Below are 26,182 nucleotides of genomic sequence, written 5' to 3'. Positions count from 1 at the left end.
GTGAATAGACAGTACTGCCCGAAGAAACTGGTAGGACCAGTCAACATCTCACTCGACCCCGAACGCTAGCACGCGCACGCTGCATCGGTGACCGCTTCGCCAACAACAACAAAAACCGTTGCGAGTGAGCCAATGAATATCCTGTACGACGAACGCGTCGATGGCGCGCTGCCCAACGTGGACCTGGCCGCCCTGTTGCAGGCGCTGCGCGATGCACTGCCGGACCTTGACATCCTGCACCGCGACGAAGACCTCAAACCGTACGAATGCGACGGCCTGTCGGCCTACCGCACCGTGCCACTGCTGGTGGTACTGCCCGAGCGCCTGGAACAGGTGCAGACGCTGCTGAAGCTTTGCCACCAGCGCGGCGTACCGGTGGTTGCGCGTGGCGCCGGTACCGGCCTGTCCGGTGGTGCCCTGCCGCTGGCCAAGGGCATCCTGCTGGTGATGGCGCGCTTCAACCGTATCCTCGAGGTCAACCCGCAGGGGCGCTACGCCCGCGTGCAGCCGGGCGTACGCAACCTGGCCATTTCCCAGGCCGCCGCATCCCATGGCATGTACTACGCACCCGACCCTTCCTCGCAAATTGCCTGCTCAATCGGGGGCAACGTCGCCGAAAACGCCGGTGGCGTGCACTGCCTCAAGTACGGCCTGACCGTACACAATGTGCTCAAGGTGGACATCCTTACGGTCGAGGGCGAACGCCTGAGCCTGGGCAGCGATGCTCTGGACAGCCCCGGCTTCGACCTGCTGGCATTGTTCACCGGCTCCGAAGGCATGCTCGGTATCGTCACCGAAGTCACCGTCAAGCTGCTGCCCAAGCCCCAGGTGGCGCGGGTGATACTGGCCAGTTTCGAAAGCGTCGAGGACGCCGGCCGGGCAGTCGCCGACATCATCGCTGCCGGCATCATTCCCGGCGGCCTGGAGATGATGGACAACCTGGCGATCCGCGCCGCTGAAGACTTCATCCATGCCGGCTATCCGGTGGACGCGGCGGCGATCCTGCTGTGCGAACTGGATGGCGTGGAAGCCGATGTTCACGACGACTGCGAGCGCGTCGCCGCCGTGCTGACCCAAGCCGGGGCCCGCGAGGTGCGCCTGGCCTGCGACGAAGCCGAGCGCGTTCGCTTCTGGGCCGGGCGCAAGAACGCGTTCCCGGCCGTGGGGCGCATCTCCCCGGACTACTACTGCATGGACGGCACCATCCCGCGCCGCGAGTTACCACGGGTGCTCAAGGGCATCAGCGACCTGTCCGCGGAGTACGGCCTGCGGGTGGCCAACGTGTTCCATGCCGGCGACGGCAACATGCACCCGTTGATCCTGTTCGATGCCAACCTGCCCGGCGAGCTGGAGCGTGCCGAAGCGATCGGCGGCAAGATTCTGGAGCTGTGTGTGAAAGTGGGCGGCAGCATCACCGGTGAACACGGCGTGGGGCGCGAGAAGATCAACCAGATGTGCGCGCAGTTCAACAGCGACGAAATTACCCTGTTCCACGCGGTGAAGGCCGCCTTCGACCCCCAGGGCCTGCTCAACCCCGGCAAGAACATTCCCACCCTGCACCGCTGCGCCGAATTCGGCGCCCTGCATGTGCACCATGGGCAACTACCCTTCCCCGAGCTGGAGCGCTTCTGATGAGCATGGACCGCGACATGAGCCAAACGCTGTTGGAGCAGGTCAACCAGGCACTGAACGAAGGTACGCCGCTGCGCATCCAGGGCAGCAACAGCAAAGCGATGCTCGGCAACCCGGTGGCGGGCAAAGTACTCGACACCCGCAACCACCGCGGCATCGTCAGCTACGACCCTACCGAGCTGGTACTCACGGCCCGCGCCGGTACCCCCCTGCGCGAGATCGAGGCAGCCCTGCACGAGGCCGGCCAGATGCTGCCCTGCGAACCACCCCACCTGGGCCCCGAGGCCACCTTGGGCGGCATGGTTGCGGCCGGGTTGTCTGGCCCGCGACGGCCGTGGGCCGGGTCGGTGCGCGACTTTGTACTGGGTACACGGGTAATCACCGGCCACGGCAAGCTGCTGCGCTTTGGTGGCGAGGTGATGAAGAACGTCGCCGGCTACGATGTGTCACGCCTGATGGCGGGCAGCTTCGGATGCTTGGGGCTGCTGACCGAGGTTTCGCTGAAAGTGCTGCCACGGCCTCGCCTGTGCCTGAGCCTGCGCCTGGCGATGGGCCGCAATGAAGCGCTGGCCGAGCTGGCCGAATGGGGCCAGCAACCGCTGCCGATCAGCGCCGCCTGCCATGAAGGCGAAACGCTGTACCTGCGCCTGGAAGGCGGCGAAGGGTCGGTGCAGTCGGCACGCCAGCGGCTGGGGGGCGATACACTCGATAACCGCTTCTGGAGCGACCTGCGCGAACAGCGCCTGGCGTTCTTTGCCGACGCCGCCCCCCTGTGGCGCCTGTCCGTACCCACCGTCACCGGCGAGCTGGACCTGCCCGGCCAGCAACTGATCGACTGGGGGGGTGCCCAGCGCTGGCTCAAGACCTGCGCACCGGCGCAGGCCATTCGCGACCAGGTCGCCAAGGTGGGCGGCCACGCCACCTGCTACGCCCCCGGTGCAGCCAGCAGCCCGCCGCTGCCGGTTGCACTGATGCGCTATCACCGCGCCCTCAAGCAGCAGCTCGATCCCCAGGGGGTGTTCAACCCTGGTCGCCTGTACCCGGACCTGTGAGGCCAGACCATGCAAACCAACCTTAGCGAAACATCGCGCCGCCTGGCCCGCGCCGACGAAGCCGAGCGCATCCTGCGCACCTGCGTACATTGCGGTTTCTGCACCGCCACCTGCCCCACTTACCAGTTGCTGGGCGACGAGCTGGACGGCCCGCGCGGGCGCATCTACCTGATCAAGCAGATGCTCGAGGGCGAGCCGGTCACCGCCAGCACCCAATTGCACCTGGACCGCTGCCTGACCTGCCGCAACTGCGAAACCACCTGCCCATCGGGGGTGAAGTACCACGATCTGCTGGACATCGGCCGCGCAGTGGTCGAGCAGCAGGTGCCACGCCCGCTCGGCCAGCGCCTGTTGCGCCTGGGCCTGCGTGCGGTGGTGCCGCGCCCGGCACTGTTCAAGGCCCTGACCCGCAGCGGCCAGGTGCTGCGCCCGCTGCTACCGGCCTCGGTCAAACGCAAGTTGCCGGCGCAGGTCACCACACCCGGCCAGCGTCCGGCAGTGCGCCATGCACGCCGGGTACTGATGCTGGAAGGCTGCGTGCAGCCGGCCCTGTCACCCAATACCAATGCCGCTGCTGCGCGGCTGCTCGACCGCCTGGGCATCAGTGTGCAACCGGTCCGGCAGGCCGGATGCTGTGGCGCGGTGGACTATCACCTGAATGCTCAGGAGCAAGGCCTGCAGCGGGCGCGGCGCAATATCGACGCCTGGTGGCCCGCCATCGAAGCGGGTGCCGAGGCTATCGTGCAGACCGCCAGCGGCTGCGGTGCGTTTGTCCGCGACTATGGCCACCTGCTGGAAAAAGACCCCCACTACGCTGCCAAGGCCGCCCGGGTCAGCGCCCTTTCCCGCGATCTGGTGGAAATCCTGCGCGATGAGCCGATCGAACAATTGGCCTTGTGCGCCGAACAGCGCCTGGCCTTCCACTGCCCATGCACCCTGCAGCACGCCCTGAAACTGGGCGGCGCGGTGGAAGCGTTGCTGACGCGGCTTGGCTTTACCCTGACCTCTGTGCCCGATGGCCACCTGTGCTGCGGCTCGGCGGGGACCTATTCGCTGACCCAGCCAGAACTGTCACTGCAACTTCGCGACAATCGTCTGAATGCGCTGGAAAGTGGTAAACCGCACCTCATTGCCACAGCCAACATAGGCTGCCAGGCCCACCTCGACGGAGCTGGACGCACGCCCGTGCGCCACTGGGTCGAAATCGTCGAAGCAGCCTTGAACCCGGAGCCCGCCCATGCTTAGCAAGTTCGTTATCGGCCAGACCGAAATCGCCCGCGTACTGACCGCCGCCCGCCAGGAAGCCCAGGCCCGACAATGGAGCGTGACCATCGCCGTGGTCGACGACGGCGGCCACCCACTGGCCCTGGAACGCCTGGACGGCTGCGCGCCGGCCAGTGCCTACATCGCGATGGAAAAGGGCCGCACCGCCGCACTGGGGCGCAAAGAGACGCGGGATTATGAAGAGATGGTCAATGGTGGCCGTACGGCATTCGTGACCGCCCCCCTGCTGACCAGCCTTGAAGGTGGCGTGCCGCTGCGGGTGGAAGGCCAGGTGGTGGGCGCCATTGGTGTATCCGGCGTCAAATCCGAACAGGATGCCCAGGTGGCCAAGGCGGGGGCTGCTGCCTTGTAGACCCTGGGGTTCGACCACCGCCCAGCATCTTAAGACGTTTCCTACGCAGCCCTCAGAAGCGCCCTACTTGCTGCCTCTGCCCACAGAAAACATGATCGGCACTGGAGGACGCAAGGTCGCGATCCAGAGGAGGCTCCGCATGCACCCGTACGCCCGCCCCATCGCCGAACTGCGCAGCAGCCTGCGCGAAATGCTGGCCCATGACATGACCAACCCCGACAACGACCCGCACTTGTCGGGGGTCATGTTCTTCTGCGCCACCGATGAACATTCCCGGCAATTGATCGAACGCATCGAGTTGCTGGCCAGCGAGGTGTTCTTCGACGCGAACGGGCGGGCCATTTCAGAGCATATGAAAGCTTCGACGGTTGAAGGCGTGCGCATCAAGCGCAACCGCAACGCGCCGGAAGACGAAACCGTGATACGCATTGCCCTGGCAGAAAAAGGCTATATCACCGTCAGCACCGCTCGGCTCTGAGCGGTTGGCTCGGCCTCTTAGTCGCCTGTGACAAGCACCTGAGTCGCAGCCAATCCGCTATCCTGAGCAATCCTCCGCTCCGGACCCGCCCATGGAACTGCACATTCGCCTGGAGGGCCGCAAAGGCCTGGCCGATCAGCTTTACCAGCAACTGCGCGACGGTATCGACAGCGGCCACCTGGCCGCCGGCTCCCAACTGCCGCCTACCCGTCTGCTGGCTGAACAACTGGGCGTATCGCGCAAGACTGTGGCCGAGGCCTATTCGCGGCTGACCTACGATAACCTGCTAAGCGGCGTGGTCGGCCGTGGCACATTCGTCACCCCACGCCATCCGCTGCGCAGTAGCGAATCAGCCACCCTCCCCCTGGCCGGCGCCGCCTCCCTCGAGCGCTGGCAGCAACGCGCCACCGTGCTCAGCCAACGCCAATTGCAGGCGCCATCGCGCTATGACTTCGTCGGGGGTGCTTCGAGCAAGGCACAGTTCCCGTTCGACCAGTGGCGCAGTTGCCTGAACTACGCCCTGCGCCGTAGCCAGCGCCACCCCGAGCGACAATTCCCGGCCCAGGGCTTGCCGGAACTGCGCGAAGCCATTGCCCACCACATCGCCTACTCGCGCGGGGTGCACTGCAGCGCAGCCGACCTGCTGGTGTGCAACGGCGCCCAGCAGGCGCTGGACCTGATCGCCCGGGTGCTGGTCGAGCCGGGCTGCCAGGTGGCCATGGAAGATCCTGGCTACCCACCGGCACGGCAATTGTTCCTGGCCCTGGGTGCACGCCTGCAATCGGTGCCGGTGGACGATGAGGGCCTGTGCGTGGAACAGATCGCCGACGGCACCCGGCTGATCTACGTAACACCCTCGCACCAGTTCCCGCTGGGCATGCCGATGAGCGAGCCACGCCGGCATGCCCTGCTTGCGCGGGCCGCCGAGCTGGGTGCACTTATCATCGAAGACGACTACGACTGTGAGTTCCGCTACCACGGGCCAGCCTCGGACGCGCTGCAGCGTCTGGACCGGCATGGGCTGGTCGCCTATGTCGGAACCTTCTCCAAGACCTTGCTACCCGAGCTGCGCCTGGGCTATGCCGTATTACCGCCTGCCGTACTGCAGGCCGCTTGCGTGGCCAAGCACCTCAGCGACTGGCACAGCCCTACCCTGCTGCAGTGGGCGCTGGCGCGCTTCCTTGGCGAAGGCCACCTGAACAAGCACATCCGCCGCTGCCACGAGGTCTACAGCGCACGCCGCGAGCGCATCCTGGCGCGCCTGGGCGGCGATCTGGCACCGTGGTTCAGCGCCATCCCCGCCAGCGCAGGCTTCCACCTCAGTGCCTTGGCCACACCCGGGGTGGATGTGGAGTTGTTGGCCAACCTCGCGCGCAAGGTAGAGGTCGGCCTGTATTCCCTGGCACCTTTCTTCAGCGAGGCACCGGTACGGCCGGGGCTATTGATGGGCTTCGGCGCCATCGAACTGCTGGATATCGACCCGGCGCTGGACCGGGTACGCGATACCCTGCAACGCCTCAGTTGACCGGTGCGGCCTTGCCGGTTGCGGCCGGCCGGGCGATAGCCACCGCATAGCCGCGCGGGTTGAAGCACGCGGTCACCAGCAGCATTGCCATCACGGTCACGGTCAACAGCGTCCACGAAGCCTGGAAGTCGCCACTGACATCCCGCAGCCAACCCGTGATATACGGCACGATGCCGGTGATGATGAAGCCGATACCCTGTACGAACGCCGCCAGGCTGCCGGCTTCGGCAGGCGTTTTCAGGTGTTCCAGGGTCAACGTCAGGCACTGGCTGAAGCAGGCACCCAAGCCAAAGCCGATCATGGCGACCCAAAGCCCGGAAGCCGCCGCAGGTACCAGCAAAAGCCCCAGGAAGCCCGCCAGCTGGATCGCCAGCGCCAGCCACAAACCCGGGCGCCTGTCTGCCCAACGTCGCAGCAGCAGCGGCAGGCCGAGCGCACCGAGCACCTGGAAGACGGTCATCAGGCCCACCAGGTCGGCACCGCCCTGAGCGCTGCCGCCATGCTCGATGTGGTAAGCCGGCAACCAGGCCACCATGCTGGTGTAGCCGCCGTTGATCAGGCCGAAGTACAGGGCCAGCAACCATGCCCGGCGGGTGCCGAACCAGTGCCCGCCTGCGGCCCCAGACAGCTTCGGCGCCTCCTGCCTTGGCCGCAGCACGGCCCAGGCCAGCACCGCCAGCACGGCCGGGACCGCCCATACGCCCAGGCCCGCCTGCCAGTAGCCGAAATGGCCGCTGATGTGTGGCCCGAGTACTGCAGCCAGGCCGCCGCCGCTCATCAGCGCTGCCGAGTACAGCCCCATCGCCCCGGCCAGACGCCCGGGGAACCAGCGGTTGACCAGCCCCGGCATCATGCCCTGCACCACCGCCACGCCCAGGCCGGCGACCAGCGCACTGGCGATCAGCGCCCAGGCACTGTCCAGCTGCAGGCGCCACAGGCAGGCCAGGGCAATCGCGGCCAGGCCCCCCAGCATGCCGCCATGCTCGCTGACCCAGCGTCGCAGCCACGGTTGCGACAGGGGCACCAGGCCCATGCACAGCACCGGTAGCGCCGTCAGCAAGGCCGCCTGCTGGTAACCCAGGCCGGTGCTGGCGCGCATGGGTTCGAGTAACGGGCCGATACTGGTCAGGATCGGCCGCAGGTTCAACGCCAGCAGGATCACCAGCAACAGGTTCAGTACAGCGCTCATTGTGAGTCGGTTCTCTTGTAACAGGAACTGGCCATTATCCCGGCTCGGCTGGCCTGGCAGAAATGAAGAGATTGGATGCAGGTCAGTGGCCACCTGAATGGACGATTGGCCTCCCGCTTATGCGCAAAATTGGCTATCGGGGTGGCCAATGAGCGGCGCTACAGTAGCGCCATGTCCACCCCACACTTCTGGAGACTGCCATGCACAACCGTATCGAATGGGCCAAACACGCGCCGCAAGCCTACAAAGCCATGGTCGGCCTGGAGCAGGCGCTGGCCAACAGCGGCCTTGAACACTCGCTGCTGGAGCTGATACGCCTGCGCGCTTCGCAGATCAACGGCTGCGCCTACTGCGTCAACCTGCACGCCAACGATGCGCGCAAGGCCGGTGAGACCGAAGCACGCCTGCAGACCTTGTGCGTGTGGCAGGACACCAGCTACTTCACGCCGCGTGAACGTGCTGCCCTGGCCTGGGTCGAGAGCCTGACCCGCTTGCCTGAACGGGGTGCGCCGCAAGAGCAATATGAAGCCCTGCAGGAACACTTCGAGCCGGGCGAGGTGGCCAACCTGACCTTGGCAATTGCCACCATCAATGCCTGGAACCGGTTCGGCGTCGGCTTTGCCATGGTGCCGGCCTGATCCTTTCGGGTGGCCTGTGCTGGCCTATTCGCGGGCAAGCCCGCTCCTACAATTCTGTGCGTGCCCTGTAGGAGCGGGTTTACCCGCGAACACCGGCAGAGCCGGTGCCATCCACCGCGTTGGTTTCTTCGCGGGCAAGCCCGCTCCCACAATTTGGACTGCCCCCCAAAAGTTGGACAGTTTTAAGCTGCAGCCTGAGCCCTGTACTCCACAGGGCTCAGGCCATTGAGCCTCAGCTTGATGCGATCATGGTTGTAGTAGTGAATGTACTCATCCAGACCCGCTCTCAGCTCATCAATGCTCTCGAAACGCTTCAGGTAGAAAAACTCAGATTTGAGCGTGCCGAAGAAGCTTTCCATGGCCGCGTTGTCCAGGCAATTGCCTTTTCGAGACATGCTCTGCTTTACCCCACATTCGCTTAGCTTACGGCGGTATTGCGCCTGCTGGTAATGCCATCCCTGATCCGAATGCAGCACGAGCTTCGGTTTCTCTCCCAGGCAATCGAGCGCTTTGCCAAGCATGTTCCCAACCAGGCTATAGCACGGGCGGCTGGCCATTTCGTAGGCCACGATTTCGCCGTTGTACAAATCCATCACGGGCGACAGATAGAGCTTCTGTTGAGCTACTTTGAACTCGGTTACGTCAGTCACCCACTTCTGGTTTGGGCGTTGAGCGACAAAATTTCGCTCCAGTACATTCGCTGCCACTTTGCCGACGGTACCTCGATAGGAGCGATATTTCTTGGGGCGCACTACTGATTTCAATCCCTGCTCAGCCATCAGCCGTTCAATGACCTTCTTGTTCACCCGCTTTTCCTTCCTGATTACGAGTGCGACACGGCGATAACCATAAAGCCGTTTCTGCTCGTGATAGACGCGATGCACCAATGCCTTGAGCTCAGCATGCCGGTCTGGCTTCTGCTGAGCTTTGAGCTGGTAGTAGAAGGTGCTGCGCGCCAGCTCGACCAACTGAAGGAGGTCAGGCAAAGGAAACCTGCGCTTGAGTTTGGAAACGATCAGGACTTTTTCCCGCGTGTTCGTTCCTTTTCCTCGCGCAGAGCCTTGAGCTCCTTTAGGACAGCATTCTCCATGCGCAGGTACTCAAGTTCAGCCATCAGCTGATCTCGAGACTTCTGATCATCATTGGTATCGGTGGGTTTGGCAGGCTTGATCTTCTTCGACACGTCGATTGGCTTTCTTGGCTTGGTGGCAGTAGAGGGTGCAGGACTGCCACTGTAGTACTGCCGCTGCCAAATGCCTATCTGAGAGGACTGCCCAAGACCAAAGTGGGCAGCAGTCTGGCGCAGCGAAAGCCGATGCTCGTGCATATAGCTAAGCACCTGCTGTTTGAAATCACTGGTATAGCGCCGCCCATGCGAGCCTGGACCAATGCCATTATTGGCCTGATAACTGGCCACCCAGCGTCGAAGCAGGCTGAAATCGATACCTAAGTGTTGAGCCACCTTTCGGAAACCGTTGCTGCCATCCAGGTAGGCTGTGATCGCTGTGAGCTTGAATTGCTCGGTGTACTTACCCATAGATCCCCCAAGGGTTGGATTGGTGTCCAACTTCTTGGGGGCAGTCCAATTCTGTGCGTGCCCTGTAATCGATGGACTCGCCCCCGCCGAGGCATCACAGTGCCACGGTGGTGTTCGAAGAAGCCAACGGCAGCGAGGGCGAGACCATGAAAAAGCATAGTTCGAAACACGATTCCCTGTCTTCCACTGATGTGGAGCTTTGCACAACCATCTGCGTAGACCTGGCCAAACAGGTCTTCCAATTAGCAGGCGAGGACGCTACTGGGCGGGTGATCTACGAAGATCGCATCAAATCCCGCCAAGCGTTCCATGATTTCCTGCTCAGGCTGCCAACGACCGTGGCCGTCTTGATGGAGTGCGGTCCAGGTGCGCAAGCCTGGGCCAGGCTGCTGCAGGCCAAAGGTAATCCGGTTCGCATCCTGCCGGCGCAACGTGTCGCCGAACATCGCAGCGGTGCAAAGAACGATCGTAACGACTGCTATGCCATTTTGCGTGCCGGTCGCGATACGAGCATCGCTTCGATACCGATCAAGAGCACCACAGCACTGGCTATTCAAGCGCTGCACCGTATCCGGCGCGGTAACATCAAGCGACATACCGCGCTGGGCAATCAGATCCGTGGTTTGCTACTTGAGCATGGCGTATCCATGCCCCAGGGCGATGCCGCGATCAATAAGCATGTGCCTCAGGCGCTTGAGGATGCTTCCTTGCCTCTACCCGACCTGTTGCGCGAGTTGCTCGATGAGTTGCTGATGGACTGGTTGTCTCTAGGTGAACGCATAGCGGCGCTGAGCCGCCGGCTCGAAGCGACTGCCCAAGAGGATAAAGTCGCTCAGCGACTGATCACCATTCGCGGCGTCGGCCCTATCATTGCCACGGCGATCGTGGCGAAACAGACCGACCCCAGCCGCTTCGCCAGTGGCCGAATGTATTCCGCCTTCTTCGGTATCGTGCCCGATCAGCACAGCAGCGGAAACAAAATCAGATTGGGCAAGATGAGCAAGCGCGGTGACGGCTACATACGCAGCCTGATGATCCAGGGCGCGCATTCCGTCTTGAGCCAGCTAAGGCCTGATTCCGATCAGCCAGATGATCGCCGCCTCTTGCGTTGGCTATCCCGCCTTGGGCGCAAGGAGGCGGCGATCAGGCTGGCTAATCGAAATCTGCGGATTATCTGGGCCCTGTTACAGAGCGATCAGGTTTACCAACGCAAACCGAACGAAAAACCGGAGGCGGCTATGAGCCTCTGACCCACCGGGTAATGCCACCGGGGCGCTAGGCGCTCCAACCCCTGCTAGTGAACATTGACCCTAGGTAAGACCGTCGCAGACCGATGCCTCCGCTCCTACAGGCCTGATAGTGGCCTCAATGTAAACGGCACACTGCGAGCTCACCACGATGTTGGCCAGAAGCAAAAAGCTTCCTCGAACAGGCCTGATACATAGATGCAACCGGGTTCCTATGTTCAAAAAAGCAGCTAGACAGTGTGGGCGAGTCCATACATAGGAGCGGGTTTACCCGCGAACACCGGCAGAGCCGGTGCCATCCACCGCGTTGGTTTCTTCGCGGGCATGCCCGCTCCCACAATTCTGTGCGTGCCCTGTAGGAGCGGGTTTACCCGCGAACACCGGCAGAGCCGGTGCAATCCACCGCGTTGGTTTCTTCGCGGGCATGCCCGCTCCCACAATTCTGTGCGTGTGGACTGTAGGAGCGGGTTTACCCGCGAACACCGGCAGAGCCGGTGCCATCCACCGCATTGGTTCCTTCGCGGGCAAGCCCGCTTCCACAGCTAGAACGCAGGCCGGCCAGCCGCGCCCGGTAGCCCCCTGGGCTCTGCCCGGTCCACTTCTTGAACGCCCGGTGGAACGCACTCGGTTCCTGAAACCCCGCCTGCTCGGCAATTTCGGCAATGCTCAACGCGCCTTCGCGCAGCCGCTCGAAGGCCATGGCCCGGCGCACTTCATCCTTGATCTGCTGGTACGAACGCCCCTCCCGCTCCAACTGCCGGCGAAAGGTACTGGCACTGATCCCTTGTTGCTGCGCCAGTGCGGCCAATGTCGGCCACTGTCCATAGCGCAATGCCCGCAGGTGCCGATACACCTCAGCCACCAGCCCGTTCTGATTGCGAAAGCGGATCACCAGCCCCTGAGGTGCACTGCGCAGAAAGGTCTTCAGGGCTGCACGGTCCTGCACCACCGGCAGGCGCAGGTAGGCGCTGTCGAACTCCACCTCGGTGCGTCCGCTGCCCAGGCGCAGGTCCGGGCCCCACAGCAGCAAGTCGTCCTCCTGGGCCGGGCGCGACACCGCGAGCTCCGTGCGGTCGATGGCAATCCGCCGTCCGGCCAGCCAGCACAGCATGCCGATCATCAGCACCAGGTAGGTTTCCTCGGCATAGACCCGGGTCAAGGGGTCGGCAATGTTCGACTGCACGCTGATCACCGCCCGCCCGCCACGTACCGTCAGGCTGCCACGCAGGTCACGCAGGAACAGGCCGAAGCCCCCCATGCACTGGCGCAAGGCCTTTTCCAGGTTCGGCTCGAGGATCAACCCCCGGCAGATCAGGGCAAAACTGCCCAGCGGCATGCCATGGCTGTCGAGGCCAAAGAACTCATCGTCCAGGCGCTGGATCAACGCCAGCCACAGCTGGGCGAACGCCTTGGCCGGCACCCGCGCCAGAGGCTGATCGAGCAGCTGCGGGGCGATGCCCACCGCACGCAGCTGGGCATCACGCTCGGCGGGTGTGTCGCGCAGGGCGTGGAGCATGGCGTTGAGGAAGTACACGGCGACTGAATCGCTTTCGCGCATGGCGGTTTTCGCTGTCTATGCTGAGTGGCAAAAAGTGCCAGGTTGTTTGAACAGATTCGGCATAGGCTGCTACAGAGCCTTTGCCTAGACTCGAACCCACTTCGGGGCCGCCAACCATTCTCGCAGAGCCTGGCCCGGTCCCGCCACGCCTTCGCAATCGGAGCCCTTATGAGCAGCGCAGAAATCTACGTCGTCAGTGCCGTCCGTTCAGCCATTGGTGGCTTTGGCGGTTCCCTCAAGGACCTGCCGCTGGCCGACCTGGCCAGCGCCGTGACCCGCGCCGCCATCGAGCGTTCGGGCCTGGCCGCCGAGCAAGTCGGCCACCTGGTGATGGGCACGGTAATCCCCACCGAACCGCGTGACGCCTACCTGGCACGGGTAGCGGCAATGAACGCTGGCATCCCCAAGGAAACGCCGGCATTCAACGTCAACCGCCTGTGCGGGTCTGGCCTGCAGGCTATTGTCTCTGCGGCCCAGGGCCTGTTGCTTGGCGACACCGATGTGGCCGTCGCGGCCGGCGCCGAGTCCATGAGCCGTGGCCCTTACCTGCTGCCACAAGCGCGCTGGGGTGCACGCATGGGTGACCTGCAAGGCATCGACTATACCGTCGGCGTGCTGCAGGACCCGTTCCAGCACTTCCACATGGGCATCACTGCCGAGAACGTTTCGGCCAAGTACGGCATTACCCGCGAAATGCAGGACGAACTGGCACTGACCAGCCAGCGCCGCGCCGCTCGTGCGATTGCCGAGGGCCGCTTCGCCAGCCAGATCGTTGCGCTGGAGCTGAAAACCCGCAAGGGCAGCGTGCAGTTCAGTGTCGACGAGCATGTGCGTGCTGATGTGACCGCCGAACAACTGGCCGGTATGAAGCCGGTATTCAAGAAAGACGGTACCGTCACCGCCGGCAACGCCAGCGGTATCAACGATGGCGCCGCCGGCCTGGTGTTGGCCACCGGTGACGCGGTGCGCCGCCTGGGCCTGAAGCCACTGGCACGCCTGGTGGGCTATGCCCACGCCGGGGTGGAACCCGAACTGATGGGCCTGGGGCCGATCCCGGCCACCCGCAAAGTGCTGGAAAAAACCGGCCTGAACCTGCAAGACCTGGATGTGATCGAGTCCAACGAAGCCTTCGCTGCCCAGGCCTGCGCCGTTGCCCGCGAGCTGGGCTTCGACCCGGAAAAGGTCAACCCCAACGGTTCGGGCATTTCCCTGGGCCACCCAGTGGGTGCCACCGGCGCGATCATCGCCACCAAGGCCATCCATGAGCTGCAGCGCATGCAGGGCCGCTACGCCCTGGCCACCATGTGTATCGGCGGCGGCCAAGGCATCGCTGTCGTGTTCGAGCGCGTCTGAGGGAGGCTGACACATGAGCATTGAACAGATCGCCGTGATCGGCGCGGGCACCATGGGCAACGGCATTGCCCAGGTGTGCGCCATTGCCGGCTACCAGGTGCTGCTGGTGGATGTTTCCGACGCAGCGCTTGAGCGCGGTGTGGCCACCTTGAGCAAGAACCTCGAGCGCCAGGTCAGCAAGGGCACCCTTGACGCCGACAAAGCCGCAGCCGCCAAAGCCCGCATCCGCACCAGCACCGACTACACCCAGCTCAGCGCTGCACAGCTGGTGATCGAAGCGGCTACCGAGAACCTGCAGCTCAAGCAGCGCATCCTGCAGCAGGTGGCAGCCAACGTCGCCGCCGACTGCCTGATCGCCACCAACACTTCTTCGCTGTCGGTGACCCAACTGGCCGCCAGCATCGAGCACCCCGAGCGCTTCATTGGTGTGCACTTCTTCAACCCGGTACCGATGATGGCGCTGGTGGAGATCATTCGTGGCCTGCAGACCAGCGACCACACCTACGCCCAAGCGCTGGTGGTGACCGAAAAAGTCGGCAAGACCCCGATCACCGCCGGCAACCGCCCGGGCTTCGTGGTCAACCGCATCCTGGTGCCAATGATCAACGAGGCGATCTTCGTGCGCCAGGAAGGCCTGGCCAGTGCCGAGGACATCGACACCGGCATGCGCCTGGGCTGTAACCAGCCGATCGGCCCGCTGGCCTTGGCCGACCTGATCGGTCTGGACACCCTGCTGGCGATCATGGAGGCCTTCCATGAAGGCTTCAGCGACAGCAAGTACCGCCCTGCTCCACTGCTCAAGGAAATGGTCGCGGCCGGCTGGCTGGGGCGCAAGAGCGGTCGCGGTTTCTTCACCTACTGAGGACCAAGCGCCATGCCCCCGGTCAATGCCGCAATGCGCTGTGCCAACTTTGAGGAGCGACGTGACCGGGCCATGGCATTGTTTGCCGAAAAGGGCTTTGGCCAGGTCAGCATGCGCGAGCTGGCGGCCCATGTGGGGCTGACCGCCGGCTCGCTGTACCATCACTTTCCCAGCAAGCAGGACCTGCTGTACGACTTGATCGAAGAGTTGTACGAAGAGCTGCAGGCCACCCTGGACCAGGCCCGCCGGGCCATGGCCCGTGGGGCATCGGCGTTGAGCTGCCTGATTGCTGCGCACTGGCAGCTGCATGCCGAGCGGCCGCTGCAGTTTCGGCTGGCCGAACGGGATTTGTGTTGTTTGAGTGAGGCGCAACAGGCGCACCTGGCCTCGTTGCGCAAGCGCTATGAGGCAGGTTTGCTGCGCCTGATCGCACCGCAAGCGAAACTGCCAGGGCAAGCGTTGGACGCCACAGCGCATGTACTGGCGACGCTTCTCAACCAGCTGCCGGGGTTGCTCAAAGCAATGCCTGAAGCGCAGGGGTTGGAGCTGATGGAAAACTTGCTGGTCGGCGGGATTGAGCGGACGCTGCGCTAGCCTGCCAGGGCCTCTGCGCGGGCTTGCCCCGCGAAGAGGCCGGATGCCTCAGCGCAACAGCGACTGGATCTGCTCGTGCAAGGTATCCAGGTCAAACGGCTTGGCCAGGATAGGGGCCTTGCGGGTGATCGGGCTGCCAGATTCGAGAATCTCCGCCGGGTAGCCGCTGATGAAAATCACCTTCAGGTCGGGCCGCAACTTCACCGCGGGCTCGGCAATATCCACCCCCGAGATCCCACCCGGCAAACGGAAGTCCGTCACCATCAGGTCCAGGTGCGGTTTGCTGGCCAGGATGGCAAACGCCTGCTCGCCATCCTCAGCCACCAGGACGTGGTACCCCTCACCCGCCAGGTAATCGCGCAAAATCATGCGAATCGCCGGTTCATCCTCGACGACCAGAACCACATCTTGTGCATCTTCACTCATGTTAACGCCTTGAAATACTTACAGTTGGCCATCAGACCCCAGGCTTACACAGAGGTTGCCCGCGCCTGGTCGTTTTGTTCTTTGAATGTTGCCAGCGGCAATTGCAGGGTGAATGTGGCACCCTTGCCCTCCTCGCTTTCAACCTGTATCCGGCCACCGTGCGCCTGGACGATCTGCTCGGAGATGTACAGCCCCAAGCCCAGACCTCCGCTGGCCTGCTGGGCAGCGACCCGCTCGAACTGCTGGAAGATCCGCTGCTGGTTGGCGGCGCTGATACCGATACCGTGATCCTGCACCTGCACCCAGGCCATGCCGCCCTGCTCGAACACCCGCACCTGCACCGGATTGCGCTCGCCGTAACGCATTGCATTGGACAACAGGTTGGCCACTACTTGTTCAATCCGGAATTCGTCCCACTCCCCCTTCAGCGCTTCGCAACGCTGCAATTCGATGTGTGTTTCCAGGGCCATGGCCTGAGCCGTGAAATTTTCCACCAGCCCACGCACCAGTTGGCCCAGGTCAAACAGTTTGGGCCGCAGCGACAGTTTACCGGTCCGGATGCGCGAAACATCGAGCATGTCCTCGACCAACCGGATCAGACTGTTGATCTGCCGTTCGTCGCGCTCGACCATGGCCTGCAGCTTGTCGACACTGAACGCTTCCAGGTTGCCGCGTGCCAGGTGCATCTTGCGCAACTGGGTTTCCAGGATCAGGCCATTGAGCGGCGTACGCACCTCGTGGGAGACGATCGACATGAAGTCGTCACGCATGCGCACGGCGTGCTCCAGCTCACACCGTGCCACCTGCAGCTGGCTGAGCAGCAGCTCCTGTTCCTGGCGGCTCTGCTCCAGGGCTTCCAGCTGCCGGCCAAGCACCTTGCGCTGGCGGAACAGGTCGACGAACACCGAGACCTTGCTTTTTACCGCCAGGGTGTCGAGCGGCTTGTGCAGAAAGTCCACGGCCCCGCTCTCGTAGCCCTTGAAGGCATAATTCATTTCGCGGCCCGCCGCGCTGACGAAGACGATCGGGATGTGCTTGGTCTTGTCGGTACCGCGCATCAGCTCGGCCAGTTCGAAACCGTTCATGCCCGGCATCTGCACATCGAGAATGGCCAGTGCGAACTCGTGCTCGAGCAGCAACGACAAGGCAGCCTCGGCAGACTGTGCCTGGTGCACCTCGCGGTCCTCGCCCTGGATCAGGGCATCGAGCGCCAGCAGGTTTTCCGGCAAGTCGTCGACAATCAGCAGTTTGGCGGTGGTGTGGCTTAGCATGCGCTGTATTCCAGGGTCGCGAGCAACTGCCCGATACCGCTCAGAGTAAGGATATGGTCGGGCTGGTGCTGGGCCAGGGCGGCCTCCGGCATCAGGGCAACCTGTGCGTCACGAGGGTCCTGGACGATCGTGCGCCCCCCATTGTTCTTGATGTAGGCAAGGCCCCTGGCGCCGTCTTCGTTGGCCCCGGTGAGCAGCACACCCAGCAGGCCATCGCCATAGGCATCGGCCGCCGAGATGAACAGGAAATCGATCGCCGGGCGCGAGAAGTGCACGGGTTCTTCCTGGCTCAGCGACAGCGTCAGGTCGCGCTCCACCGACAAGTGGTAACCCGGCCCCGCCACATAGATCTGCCCGCTGCTGATGCTCTCCTTGTCACGTGCCTCGCATACCGGCCGATGCAGCCGCCGCTGCAGCACGCCAGCCAGTTGGCTGTGGCGGTCGTCCGGCAGGTGCAGCACGCAGAGCACCGGTATGGCGAACGCCGATGGCAGCGTGCCGAGCACCTGGAACAATGCCGCCACGCCACCGGCCGAGGCGCCGATCACCACTGCGCGTACGCCGCTCATGATTTACGGAAGATCCGTTGGGGCTTGACCAGCGGCTCGAAACGATCGCTGTAGGCCGAAAAGTCCACCGACTCCTTGCTACCCAGCACCAGGAAACCGCGGTGGCAGAGCGACTCATGGAACAGGCCCAGCGCCCGATCCTGCAGGTCCTTGTTGAAGTAGATCAGCACATTTCGGCACGACACCAACTGGGTCTCGGAGAACACGCTGTCGGTGGCCAGGCTGTGGTCGGCGAAGGTCACGTTGTCGCGCAGGCTGCTGTCCATGATGGCGTTGCCATAGGCGGCGGTGTAGTACTCGGCGAAGTCACGGCGGCCACCGGCCAGGCGGTAGTTTTCCTCGTACTCGCGCATGCTCTGCATCGAGTAGATGCCCTGCTTGGCCCTGTCCAGCGAATGCGGGTTGATGTCGGTGGCGTAGATGATGGTGCGTTCAAGCAGCCCTTCCTCACGCAACAGGATGGCCATGGAATACACCTCCTCCCCCGTGCTGCAGCCCGCGATCCAGACTTTGATCGACGGCCAGGTGCGCAGCAGCGGCACCACTTCGTTGCGCACGGCAAGGAAGTGGTCAGGGTCACGGAACATCTCGCTGACCGGGATCGTCAGGTACTGCAGCAACTGCATGAACATGCCCGGGTCGTGCAGGACGCGCTCCTGCAACGCAGACACCGTCAGGCAATCGAACTGACGCAGCGCGTGGAGAATCCGGCGCTTGATCGAAGCGCCGGAATAATTGCGGAAATCGTAGCTGTACTTGAGGTAGATCGCCTCGATCAGCAGTCGGATCTCGATGTCGGTGTTGCGTTCGCTAGTCAAATTCGCTCCAGTTGCGGCAGCCAGACACGGATCAACGAGAACAGGCGGTCCAGGTCGATCGGCTTGGCCAGGTAATCATTGGCACCGGCTTGCAGGCAACGCTGCTGGTCATCCTTCATGGCCTTGGCGGTCACGGCGATGATCGGCAGTTTGCGCCAGCGCGGTTGCTGGCGGATCAGCCGGGTGGCCTCGAAGCCGTCCATCTCCGGCATCATCACGTCCATCAGCACCAGGTCGATGTCGTCGTGCTGCTCCAGGCGCTCGATGGCTTCGCGCCCGTTGCGGCCGATTTCGACAATGGCGCCCTTGTGCTCCAGGGCGCTGGTCAGGGCGAAGATATTACGCACATCGTCGTCCACCAGCAGCACCTTGCGGCCCTCGAACACCTTGTCGCGGCTGCGCGCGGTCTTGAGCATGCGCTGACGCTCGTTGGACAGCTGCGATTCGACCTTGTGCAGGAACAACGTCACTTCGTCCAGCAGGCGCTCCGGCGAACGTGCGCCCTTGATGATGATCGAGCGTGAGTACTTGAGCAGGTCGGCTTCTTCCTCGCGGGTGAGGTTGCGGCCGGTATACACGATCACCGGCGGGAAGGCGCGGATATCCTCGGCGGTCATGCGCTTGAGCAGCTCGTTGCCGAGCATGTCTGGCAGCTTGAGGTCGATGATCATGCAGTCGTAGATGTTCTGGCGCAACAGCGCCAGTGCATCCTGGGCCATGGCGACGGCCGTGATCTCGACATCGTCGTCGCCGATCAGCCGGGCGATGCTCTCGCGCTGCAGGTCGTCGTCTTCCACCAGCAGGATGTGCTTGAGCTTTTGCGTGAGCTTGGCTTCCAGGCGAGCGAACACCTCCTTGAGCTCCTCGCGGCTGGTGGGTTTGACCGCATACCCCACCGCCCCCATGTGCATGGCCGCCTCGACGCGGTCTTCCACCGAAATGATGTGCACCGGGATATGGCGGGTGCTGGCCTGCTCCTTGAGGCGCTGCAGGACGGTCAGGCCCGAGTGGTCGGGCAGGCGCATGTCCAGCAGGATCGCATCCGGAATGTACTGGGCTGCCAGCTCGAAGCCTTCGTCGGCGCCATGGGCCACCAGGCAGCTATAGCCCAGCTCATGGGCCAGGTCGAAGAGGATGCGGGCAAAGTTGGGCTCGTCTTCGATCACCAGAATGCAGCGGGTATCGAAAGGGGCCCGCTCGCGGTCGTCGGCAAAGGCCGGCGCCGGGCGCGTGACAGCAGCGGCCAGCGGCGCTTGCGGTGCAGGCGGCAACGCATCGACGGCCGGGCGCAGGCTTTGCGGTTCGACGTCTTCGGCCTCGGCGGCATAGCGCTCCGGCAGAATCAGGCTGAACACGCTGCCTTGCCCGGGGCTGCTGTCGACATTGATCTGGCCTCCGAGCAAATGCGCCAGGTCACGGGAGATCGACAGACCCAGGCCAGTGCCGCCATAACGGCGATTGCTGGTGCCATCGACCTGGTGGAAGGCGCCGAAGATCGCCTGCTGCTGATCGGCCGCGATGCCGATGCCGGTGTCACGGACTGCGAACACGATACCGCTGTCAGCCTGGAAGCTGACGTTCATGCTGACCTGGCCACGCTCGGTGAATTTGATGGCGTTGGACAACAGGTTCTTGAGGATCTGCTCCAGGCGCTGACGGTCGGTGAACAGCGTGACCGGTACCTGCGGCTCGACCTTGACCTCGAAGGCAAGCCCCTTGTGACCGGCAAGCGGCTGGAACATGCCGCGCAAGCCTTCGACCAGGCGCTCGACCTGGGTGGTTTCGGGCCGTACTTCAAGCTTGCCGGCCTCGACCTTGGCGATATCGAGAATGTCGTTGATAAGGTTGAGCAGATCGTTGCCGGCCGAGTAGATGGATTCGGCGAACTTGACCTGCTCCTCGCTGAGGTTGCCTTCAGCGTTTTCTGCCAACAGCTTGGCCAGGATCAGCGAGCTGTTGAGCGGCGTGCGCAGCTCATGGGACATGTTGGCGAGGAATTCGGACTTGTACTTGCTCGATCGCTGCAGGTCGTCGGCACGGGCCTGCAGCTCCAGCTGCGCCTGGCTCAGTTCATCGTTCTTGCGGTCCAGCGCTTCGGTGCGTTCCGACAACTGCTCGTTGGTCTGCTCGAGTTCGGCCTGCTGGGTTTCCAGATGGGCCTGAGACTCCTTGAGCACCCGTGACTGCTCTTCGAGCTCTTCGTTGGCAGTCTTGAGCTCTTCCTGCTGCACCTGCAGCTCTTCATTGAGTTGCTGGGTTTCGGCCAGCACTTCCTGCAGGCGCTGGCGATAACGGGCACTCTCGATCGACATGCCCAGGTTGCCGCCGACCCGCTCCAGCAGCTCTTCATCCCGTTCTTGCAAGGGGCGCAGGAAGCCCAGCTCGATCACCCCGTTGATCTGCCCGTCTTCGGTCGCCGGCATCAGCAGTGCGCTGCGCGGCAAGCCGCTGCCCAGGCCGGAACTGAAGCGATAGAAATCTTCGGGCAGTTCCTCCAGGCGCAGCAAGCGGCCTTCGCGGACCGCCTGGGCCAACAGGCCATGGTGGTCCGACTCGATCTGCTCGCGGGCCTGCTCTTCGGTACTCAGGCCATAACAGGCCACACGCACCAGCCGGCCATGCTCGTCGCGCACGTACACGGCGCCGACCACGCTGCCCAGATAAGAGGCAAAGAAGCGCAGGATGTTCTCGCCAAGCATGGGCAAGGTCAGCTGCCCGAGTACCTGCTGCGCCAGTTGGGTCTGGCCGGTGCGCAACCAGGCCTGGTGCTCCAGGCGCTGCGCCGAGCGTTGCTGGGCTTGCAGGTTTTCAGCGTAGTTGGCCGAAAGTGCCAGCAGGTCACGACGGCCCAGGTAGGCCAGCAATGCACTGAGGCCGACAATGAACAGCACGAACGCCGAAATCGCCGTCACGGTGACGGTACTGACTTTTTCGTTACGGGCCATGCGCAATTGTTGTTCGGTAATGATCAGGTCATCGAACTCCTTGCGGATTTCATCGGTGATGCGCTTGCCCCGGCCATTGCCGATCGAGGCCTGGTAATCGCCCTGGCTGCGGCGCAGGCTGATCATCTCGTTACCGAAGTCGTTCCAGGCCTGCTGCAAGGCCATCAGCCGGTCAATACGGTCAACCTGCTGCGGGTTGTCCTCGACCATGCTGCGCAGGCTTTGCAGGCTGCCGAGAATACGTGGCTTGGCCACCTCGTAGGGGTCAAGGAAGCGCTCGTCGCCCGTGATCAGGAAGCCGCGCATGCCCGTTTCCATGTCGATCGACAGCTTGACCGCTTCGTTGGCATTGCCGATCACCCGGTCGGTGTGCTCGACCCACTGCATGGCCGAAAGCAGGTAATTGATCACCGCAACGAAGGCCACGGCCCCCAGCAGGCCAACCCCCAGGGGGAGGCCGATGTTGCGGCTCAACAGCTTGCGAAAGCTTCGCTGGTCCATCGAGGCTGCTTGAATCATGAGAAAACGCCCGAGCTAGAAAAGTCCATTGAAAAGAGTGGCCGATCCGTCGTTGTTGTTATCTGCCACTGCCTGTCCTGATATGCGAGTCTAACCAGCTTTGACGGGTCTGGCAGGGCATTGAGCCAGTATTTGAAGGTAGCGTTCGGCAATCGTTCCATCTATTTGCATGGAGCGGTATCCTCGGGAACTTCTGATGCCGCGCGGTACACAGATTAAAGACACTCATTTGTACAGGATTTGAACCATGCACCTTCTGGTAGTCGAAGACGACGACATCGTACGCATGCTGATGGTCGAAGTGCTCGACGACTTGGGCTACAAGGTCATCGAGGCAGAAGACGCCACAGCCGCCCTGCGTGTACTTGAAGACCCCAGCCAGGCACTGGCACTGATGATGACCGACGTGGGTCTACCGGACATGCGAGGTGAGGAGCTGGCGGGAAAAGCGCGCGAACTGCGGCCACTGTTACCGGTGCTGTTCGCCAGCGGCTACGCCGACAGTTTCAATGTGCCGGAGGGCATGCACCTGATCGGCAAGCCGTTCAGCATCGACCAGTTGCGGGACACGGTGGTGGGTATTCTGGGTACCCCTTGAGCACGGCGGCGCCTGTTTCACTCGTAGGCGCGGGCTTGCCCGCGAAGAGGCCGACACAGGCAACCCACCTCACAGCTCTCTGCGCAGCAGATAGGTATCCATGATCCACCCCTTGCGCGCCCGCTCCCGCTCGCGCACTTCCAGTATCTGCGCCTTCACCGCCTGCAACGGCCCGGCAATCAGCACTTCATCCTCGGTCCCCAGGTACGCGCCCCAGTAGATGGTCAACGCCGGGTCATCGAGCCCGGCAAAGGCGCACTGCCCGTCGAGCATCACCACCACATTGTCGACAGCCCCCTGCTCGGCCAGGCGTCGCCCCGGCAGCACGGTCAGGGGCTCGCCGATGCGGTTGAGCGGCACCTGGTGCCGCGCCGCCAGCGCCTGCACACTGCTGATGCCAGGGATGACCTGCAAGCGCAGCGTCACGCCCTGGTCGCGAACCAGGTCAAGTATGCGCAGGGTGCTGTCGTAGAGGGTGGGCTCGCCCCACAGCAGGAAGGCACCTGTTTCACCGTCGCCAATTTCCTCCTCGATCAGGCGCGCATACAGCGCAGCACGCTGCCGGTGCCAGTTCTGCACCGCGCCCAGGTAGTCTTGCGCCTGCGCATCGCGCAACGGGTCGACCACCGGCACCAGGCGATAACCACCTTCGGGGCGATAGCGCTGCAGAATGGCCTTGCGCAGGCGCACCAGTTCATCTTTGTCGTCGCCCTTGTCGAGCACGAAGAACACGCTGGCACTGCGCAGCGCATCGACCGCTTCATAAGTGACCTGGCGCGGGTCACCCGCGCCGATACCGATCAACAACAGGTCTTTCATTGCCCTGCCCTTTGCGGGAACCCGCCACCATTGTCAGGCGGTTACCGGTATTTGGCAAAGCAGCTGCTTAGAAGATCGAGAAGTTGTAGCTGACAATGACCCGCGTCTCATCCATGTCACGCGCCCACCGTTCATAGGTGCTGCGGTAAGTGGAATTACGCAGGCGTACGCTGACATCCTTGAAGGTGCCACTTTGCACCTGGTATTTGAACTCGGTGTCGCGTTCCCACTCCTTGCCTTCGACACTGCTACCCGGCACCTTGATATTGTCGCCGTTGATATAACGGGTGAAGAAGGTCAGGCCGGGTACACCCAGCGCCTTGAAGTCGTAGTCATAGCGCACTTGCCAGGAGCGCTCCTGTGCAGCGGCAAAATCATTGACCTGGGCGTAGTTGACCAAGTACGGGTTGCTGCCATCCAGGTACGGCATGGCACTGTTGCCATACATGCGCTGCCAGCCGGCGCTGAGCTTGTGGCCACCGAGGCTGTAGCCAAGCATGCCGCTGAAGGCGCGATGGTCGATATCGCCCGCACGGGCATTGCCGATGTCATCACTCTTGATCAGGCGCATGTCAGCCGACAGGCTGCCCACCGACAGCGGCTGACTGGCCACCAGGCCGAGGAAGTGCTGGCGGTAGATATTCTCCAGCTTGGCCACTTGGTACTGCGCGCTGAAACGCTCGTTGAAACGGTAGTCGACACCGGCCAGGTCGAAGTGGTCGGCTTCTGTATCGCAGGCATAACGCTTGTTCTTGCAGTGCACGCGGATGTCCTGGCGGTCGGTGGAATCCCGAGCGGTGTATTTGTCCAGGCGAGCCAGGGTGAACTTCAGGTCGTGCAGTTCTTCAGAGGTGAGCATGGCCCCATGGAACAGGGTCGGCAGCAGACGGCCATCGTTGTACTTGAGCAACGGCACATCCGGCATCATCGAACCGTACTTGAGCACGGTATTGGACACCTTGACCTTGGCCGCCAGGCCCATCTTCGCATACTGGTCGGCCGAGTGCCGGGGGTCGTGGCCAGACGAGGGCAGCAATCCACTGTTGCTGTCGGCCGGGCTGGAATCCAGTTTGAAGCCGAACATGCCCAGTGCATCCACACCAACACCTACCGGGCCTTGCGTATAACCCGATTGCACATTGAGGATAAAGCCTTGTGCCCACTCTTCGCGCTTGGATGCGCCCTGGCTGGAACTGCTGTAACCGTCCCGGAAATCGCGGTTGAAATAGACATTGCGTGCTTCGATCTTGGCACTGGCGTCTTCAAGAAACCCGGCAGCCTGGGCGTTGACACCGGCACACAATAGAAACAGGCCGGTAACACGGCGCCCAGGGGCGAGGGGGAAAGGGGAAAACATGCGAGGAAACATCCAGAATGAAGACGAGTTAACAACCTGTGGCACGTGTTGGCCACGGTACTGCGGCAGGTCCGAACATAAGTCGGCCATCATCTGAAATGATCGCGCAAAGGCTCTGGCGCGGGCCATTGGACCATGGTCTAGGCCCTCTGTCGTGCAACCGCAGAAAAATCGGAAAATACCGCGCGCAAAACTAGGAAAGTTCCCGCCTTACTTGCAAAAAGTTAGCAGTTTACCCAGTAGCCATGAATGACTACACTCGATATCAGCGAACAGTGAAACCCAACTGCGTGGCCGGCGTTTTTACGCGTCTTCAATGTTCGTCACGCCCTGCCACGACCGACGTACAGGAGTGATTACAGTGTCCAGACTTGCAGAGTTTCGTGCTGCCGAAAAAGCGCTCCAGGAACAGATGGCGCAACTGGAAGCGTTGAAAAAGGATGCCGGCCTCAAACGCGAAATCGAATTCGAGCAGAAACTAGTCGGCCTGATGAAAAGCTATGACAAGAGCCTGCGCGATATCATCGCCATCCTCGACCCGAAGGCTGTGGCCCGCGCTTCCAGCACACCCCCCAAGCAACAACGCCGCCCGCGGGTGGTCAAGGTCTATCAGAACCCGCACACCGGCGAACGCATCGAGACCAAAGGCGGCAACCACCGTGGCCTCAAGGCCTGGAAAGAACAGTATGGGGCCGCCACGGTAGAAAGCTGGGTACGCTGATGAAATGCCCACATAGGCTTCACACTTTTTTCACAAGGACTGGCTCAGTATCGAAACAGCTAAAGGACTAGCGACCCCATCACGCGCCCGCACATGCGGGCCTCTAATTTCAGCGCCCTGCCTTTGCAGGGCGCTTTCATTTGCGCAATCGGCGCACTGCCGTATCATGGCCAGCCTGTCTGTTTTGCCGGCGCCCTGCGCCCGGCCCCGTCTCAGGAGTTCCCATGAGCCTGCACGATCTGCAAACCCTGCCTGGCGTCACCGCGCAACCTGACGCCGCCACCGCCCAGTTCGTCTTCAACCACACCATGCTGCGGGTCAAGGACATCGAGAAGTCGCTGGACTTCTACACTCGCGTGCTGGGCTTCCGCCTGGTGGACAAGCGTGACTTCCCTGAAGCCGCTTTCAGCCTGTACTTCCTGGCCCTGGTCGACCCTGCCCAGATCCCCGCTGATGACAACGCCCGCCACCAGTGGATGAAGTCGATCCCTGGCGTGCTGGAGCTGACCCACAACCATGGCACCGAAAACGATGCCGATTTCGCCTACCACAATGGCAACACCGACCCACGCGGCTTTGGCCACATCTGCATTTCGGTACCCGACGTCCGCGCCGCTTGCGCGCGCTTCGAGGAACTGGAAGTGCCGTTCCAGAAACGCCTGCAGGACGGCCGCATGAACCATCTGGCCTTCGTCAAGGACCCGGACGGTTATTGGATCGAAGTGATCCAGCCAACCGAGCTCGAAGGCTAAGCGTTCGTCGCGGCGCGCTCGTCAGGCCGGGAACTCCCGGCCTCTTGCTGTGGTATATGAAGGTAACTGCTTCACATACCACAGCG

At 62.7% G+C, this 26,182-nt stretch carries 24 protein-coding genes; 14 read left to right on the top strand and 10 right to left on the bottom strand.

All coding sequences use genetic code 11. The features are described from left to right. Positions 1–132 precede the first annotated feature (132 nt). The 6 genes from glcD (at position 133) to ACI7M0_RS10270 (ending at position 6,323) form a co-directional block, all read left to right on the top strand. The gene (gene glcD / locus ACI7M0_RS10295; RefSeq protein WP_129933864.1) at positions 133–1,632 is read left to right on the top strand and encodes a glycolate oxidase subunit GlcD; all 1,500 of its coding nucleotides are present in this window, start codon (positions 133–135) and stop codon (positions 1,630–1,632) included. Continuing rightward, positions 1,632–2,684 carry a glycolate oxidase subunit GlcE gene (gene glcE / locus ACI7M0_RS10290; protein ID WP_129933863.1) on the top strand — a complete coding sequence of 351 codons (1,053 nt, stop codon included), beginning with the start codon at positions 1,632–1,634 and terminating at the stop codon, positions 2,682–2,684. The genes glcD and glcE overlap by 1 nt, the downstream gene beginning before the upstream one ends. A gap of 9 nt (positions 2,685–2,693) precedes the next feature. Next, positions 2,694–3,929: a glycolate oxidase subunit GlcF gene (glcF, locus tag ACI7M0_RS10285; RefSeq protein WP_129933862.1), complete on the top strand. Its 1,236-nt coding sequence runs from the start codon at positions 2,694–2,696 to the stop codon at positions 3,927–3,929. Then, on the top strand, positions 3,922–4,320 hold the full coding sequence (locus tag ACI7M0_RS10280) for a heme-binding protein (RefSeq protein WP_129933861.1): 399 nt from the start codon (positions 3,922–3,924) through the stop codon (positions 4,318–4,320). Before glcF ends, ACI7M0_RS10280 begins: the two co-directional genes overlap by 8 nt. Positions 4,321–4,459: 139 nt before the next feature. Then, the gene (locus ACI7M0_RS10275) at positions 4,460–4,798 is read left to right on the top strand and encodes a hypothetical protein (RefSeq protein WP_012051955.1); all 339 of its coding nucleotides are present in this window, start codon (positions 4,460–4,462) and stop codon (positions 4,796–4,798) included. A gap of 91 nt (positions 4,799–4,889) precedes the next feature. Then, positions 4,890–6,323, top strand: coding sequence for a PLP-dependent aminotransferase family protein (locus tag ACI7M0_RS10270; RefSeq protein WP_129933860.1), 1,434 nt, complete (start codon positions 4,890–4,892; stop codon positions 6,321–6,323). On the opposite strand, the gene ACI7M0_RS10265 is transcribed toward ACI7M0_RS10270, so the two are convergent. After that, positions 6,316–7,512, bottom strand: a complete 1,197-nt coding sequence (locus tag ACI7M0_RS10265; RefSeq protein WP_129933859.1) for a CynX/NimT family MFS transporter — start codon at positions 7,510–7,512, stop codon at positions 6,316–6,318. The genes ACI7M0_RS10270 and ACI7M0_RS10265 overlap by 8 nt on opposite strands. Before the next feature lie 200 nt (positions 7,513–7,712). Between ACI7M0_RS10265 and ACI7M0_RS10260 the strand changes: the two genes are divergently transcribed. After that, entirely contained in the window at positions 7,713–8,150 is a 438-nt protein-coding gene (locus tag ACI7M0_RS10260) for a carboxymuconolactone decarboxylase family protein (RefSeq protein ID WP_064493037.1), read from the top strand. Between the two features lie 182 nt (positions 8,151–8,332). Here ACI7M0_RS10260 and ACI7M0_RS10255 read toward each other — a convergent pair. Next, a protein-coding gene (locus ACI7M0_RS10255; RefSeq protein WP_405314508.1) for an IS3 family transposase occupies positions 8,333–9,687 on the bottom strand; the annotation gives its coding sequence in 2 pieces (ribosomal slippage) (positions 8,333–9,211 and positions 9,214–9,687; 1,353 coding nt in all). Between the two features lie 191 nt (positions 9,688–9,878). On the opposite strand from ACI7M0_RS10255, the gene ACI7M0_RS10250 reads away from it, so the two are divergent. Continuing rightward, a complete protein-coding gene (locus ACI7M0_RS10250) occupies positions 9,879–10,937 on the top strand; it encodes an IS110-like element ISPpu11 family transposase (protein WP_405314606.1) in 1,059 nt (352 codons plus the stop codon). 466 nt (positions 10,938–11,403) lie between these two features. Here the strand turns inward: ACI7M0_RS10250 and ACI7M0_RS10245 are convergent, their stop codons facing one another. Then, positions 11,404–12,492: an AraC family transcriptional regulator gene (locus tag ACI7M0_RS10245; RefSeq protein ID WP_129933628.1), complete on the bottom strand. Its 1,089-nt coding sequence runs from the start codon at positions 12,490–12,492 to the stop codon at positions 11,404–11,406. A gap of 168 nt (positions 12,493–12,660) precedes the next feature. Between ACI7M0_RS10245 and ACI7M0_RS10240 the strand changes: the two genes are divergently transcribed. Genes ACI7M0_RS10240 through ACI7M0_RS10230 form a run of 3 tightly spaced genes read left to right on the top strand, consistent with a single transcriptional unit; the run spans position 12,661 to position 15,301 of the window. Next, a complete protein-coding gene (locus ACI7M0_RS10240; RefSeq protein WP_129933629.1) occupies positions 12,661–13,845 on the top strand; it encodes an acetyl-CoA C-acyltransferase family protein in 1,185 nt (394 codons plus the stop codon). Positions 13,846–13,858: 13 nt separating this feature from the next. After that, on the top strand, positions 13,859–14,707 hold the full coding sequence (locus ACI7M0_RS10235; RefSeq protein ID WP_129933630.1) for a 3-hydroxybutyryl-CoA dehydrogenase: 849 nt from the start codon (positions 13,859–13,861) through the stop codon (positions 14,705–14,707). A gap of 12 nt (positions 14,708–14,719) precedes the next feature. Next, positions 14,720–15,301, top strand: coding sequence for a TetR/AcrR family transcriptional regulator (locus ACI7M0_RS10230; protein WP_129933631.1), 582 nt, complete (start codon positions 14,720–14,722; stop codon positions 15,299–15,301). A gap of 48 nt (positions 15,302–15,349) precedes the next feature. Here the strand turns inward: ACI7M0_RS10230 and ACI7M0_RS10225 are convergent, their stop codons facing one another. The 5 genes from ACI7M0_RS10225 to ACI7M0_RS10205 are packed head-to-tail and all read right to left on the bottom strand — an operon-like array spanning position 15,350 to position 21,849. Further along, entirely contained in the window at positions 15,350–15,727 is a 378-nt protein-coding gene (locus ACI7M0_RS10225; RefSeq protein WP_003256176.1) for a response regulator, read from the bottom strand. A gap of 44 nt (positions 15,728–15,771) precedes the next feature. Next, on the bottom strand, positions 15,772–16,998 hold the full coding sequence (locus ACI7M0_RS10220) for a hybrid sensor histidine kinase/response regulator (RefSeq protein ID WP_129933632.1): 1,227 nt from the start codon (positions 16,996–16,998) through the stop codon (positions 15,772–15,774). Next, a complete protein-coding gene (locus tag ACI7M0_RS10215) occupies positions 16,992–17,567 on the bottom strand; it encodes a chemotaxis protein CheB (RefSeq protein ID WP_014590523.1) in 576 nt (191 codons plus the stop codon). The genes ACI7M0_RS10220 and ACI7M0_RS10215 overlap by 7 nt, the downstream gene beginning before the upstream one ends. After that, positions 17,564–18,385, bottom strand: coding sequence for a protein-glutamate O-methyltransferase CheR (locus tag ACI7M0_RS10210; protein WP_010954591.1), 822 nt, complete (start codon positions 18,383–18,385; stop codon positions 17,564–17,566). The genes ACI7M0_RS10215 and ACI7M0_RS10210 overlap by 4 nt, the downstream gene beginning before the upstream one ends. Next, on the bottom strand, positions 18,382–21,849 hold the full coding sequence (locus ACI7M0_RS10205) for a response regulator (protein WP_129933633.1): 3,468 nt from the start codon (positions 21,847–21,849) through the stop codon (positions 18,382–18,384). The genes ACI7M0_RS10210 and ACI7M0_RS10205 overlap by 4 nt, the downstream gene beginning before the upstream one ends. 247 nt (positions 21,850–22,096) lie before the next feature. Between ACI7M0_RS10205 and ACI7M0_RS10200 the strand changes: the two genes are divergently transcribed. Further along, positions 22,097–22,447, top strand: a complete 351-nt coding sequence (locus ACI7M0_RS10200) for a response regulator (RefSeq protein WP_010954593.1) — start codon at positions 22,097–22,099, stop codon at positions 22,445–22,447. 69 nt (positions 22,448–22,516) lie between these two features. On the opposite strand, the gene cobF is transcribed toward ACI7M0_RS10200, so the two are convergent. Together cobF and ACI7M0_RS10190 are read right to left on the bottom strand one after the other, a co-directional pair. Further along, positions 22,517–23,266, bottom strand: a complete 750-nt coding sequence (gene cobF, locus ACI7M0_RS10195) for a precorrin-6A synthase (deacetylating) (protein ID WP_129933634.1) — start codon at positions 23,264–23,266, stop codon at positions 22,517–22,519. Between the two features lie 67 nt (positions 23,267–23,333). Further along, on the bottom strand, positions 23,334–24,623 hold the full coding sequence (locus ACI7M0_RS10190; protein ID WP_129933635.1) for an OprD family porin: 1,290 nt from the start codon (positions 24,621–24,623) through the stop codon (positions 23,334–23,336). Between the two features lie 361 nt (positions 24,624–24,984). Between ACI7M0_RS10190 and ACI7M0_RS10185 the strand changes: the two genes are divergently transcribed. Together ACI7M0_RS10185 and gloA are read left to right on the top strand one after the other, a co-directional pair. Beyond that, complete coding sequence (locus ACI7M0_RS10185; RefSeq protein ID WP_010954596.1) at positions 24,985–25,344, top strand: histone-like nucleoid-structuring protein, MvaT/MvaU family; 360 nt, start codon at positions 24,985–24,987, stop codon at positions 25,342–25,344. Positions 25,345–25,568: 224 nt separating this feature from the next. Continuing rightward, positions 25,569–26,096 carry a lactoylglutathione lyase gene (gloA, locus tag ACI7M0_RS10180; protein WP_129933636.1) on the top strand — a complete coding sequence of 176 codons (528 nt, stop codon included), beginning with the start codon at positions 25,569–25,571 and terminating at the stop codon, positions 26,094–26,096. The last annotated feature ends 86 nt before the right edge of the window (positions 26,097–26,182 follow it).

The sequence above is a fragment of the Pseudomonas sp. 10(2024) genome (assembly GCF_045164175.1).
Lineage (GTDB): Bacteria > Pseudomonadota > Gammaproteobacteria > Pseudomonadales > Pseudomonadaceae > Aquipseudomonas > Aquipseudomonas alloputida.
Note: the sequence above shows the minus strand (reverse complement) of the source record. Positions and strands in the feature narration are given on the sequence as shown.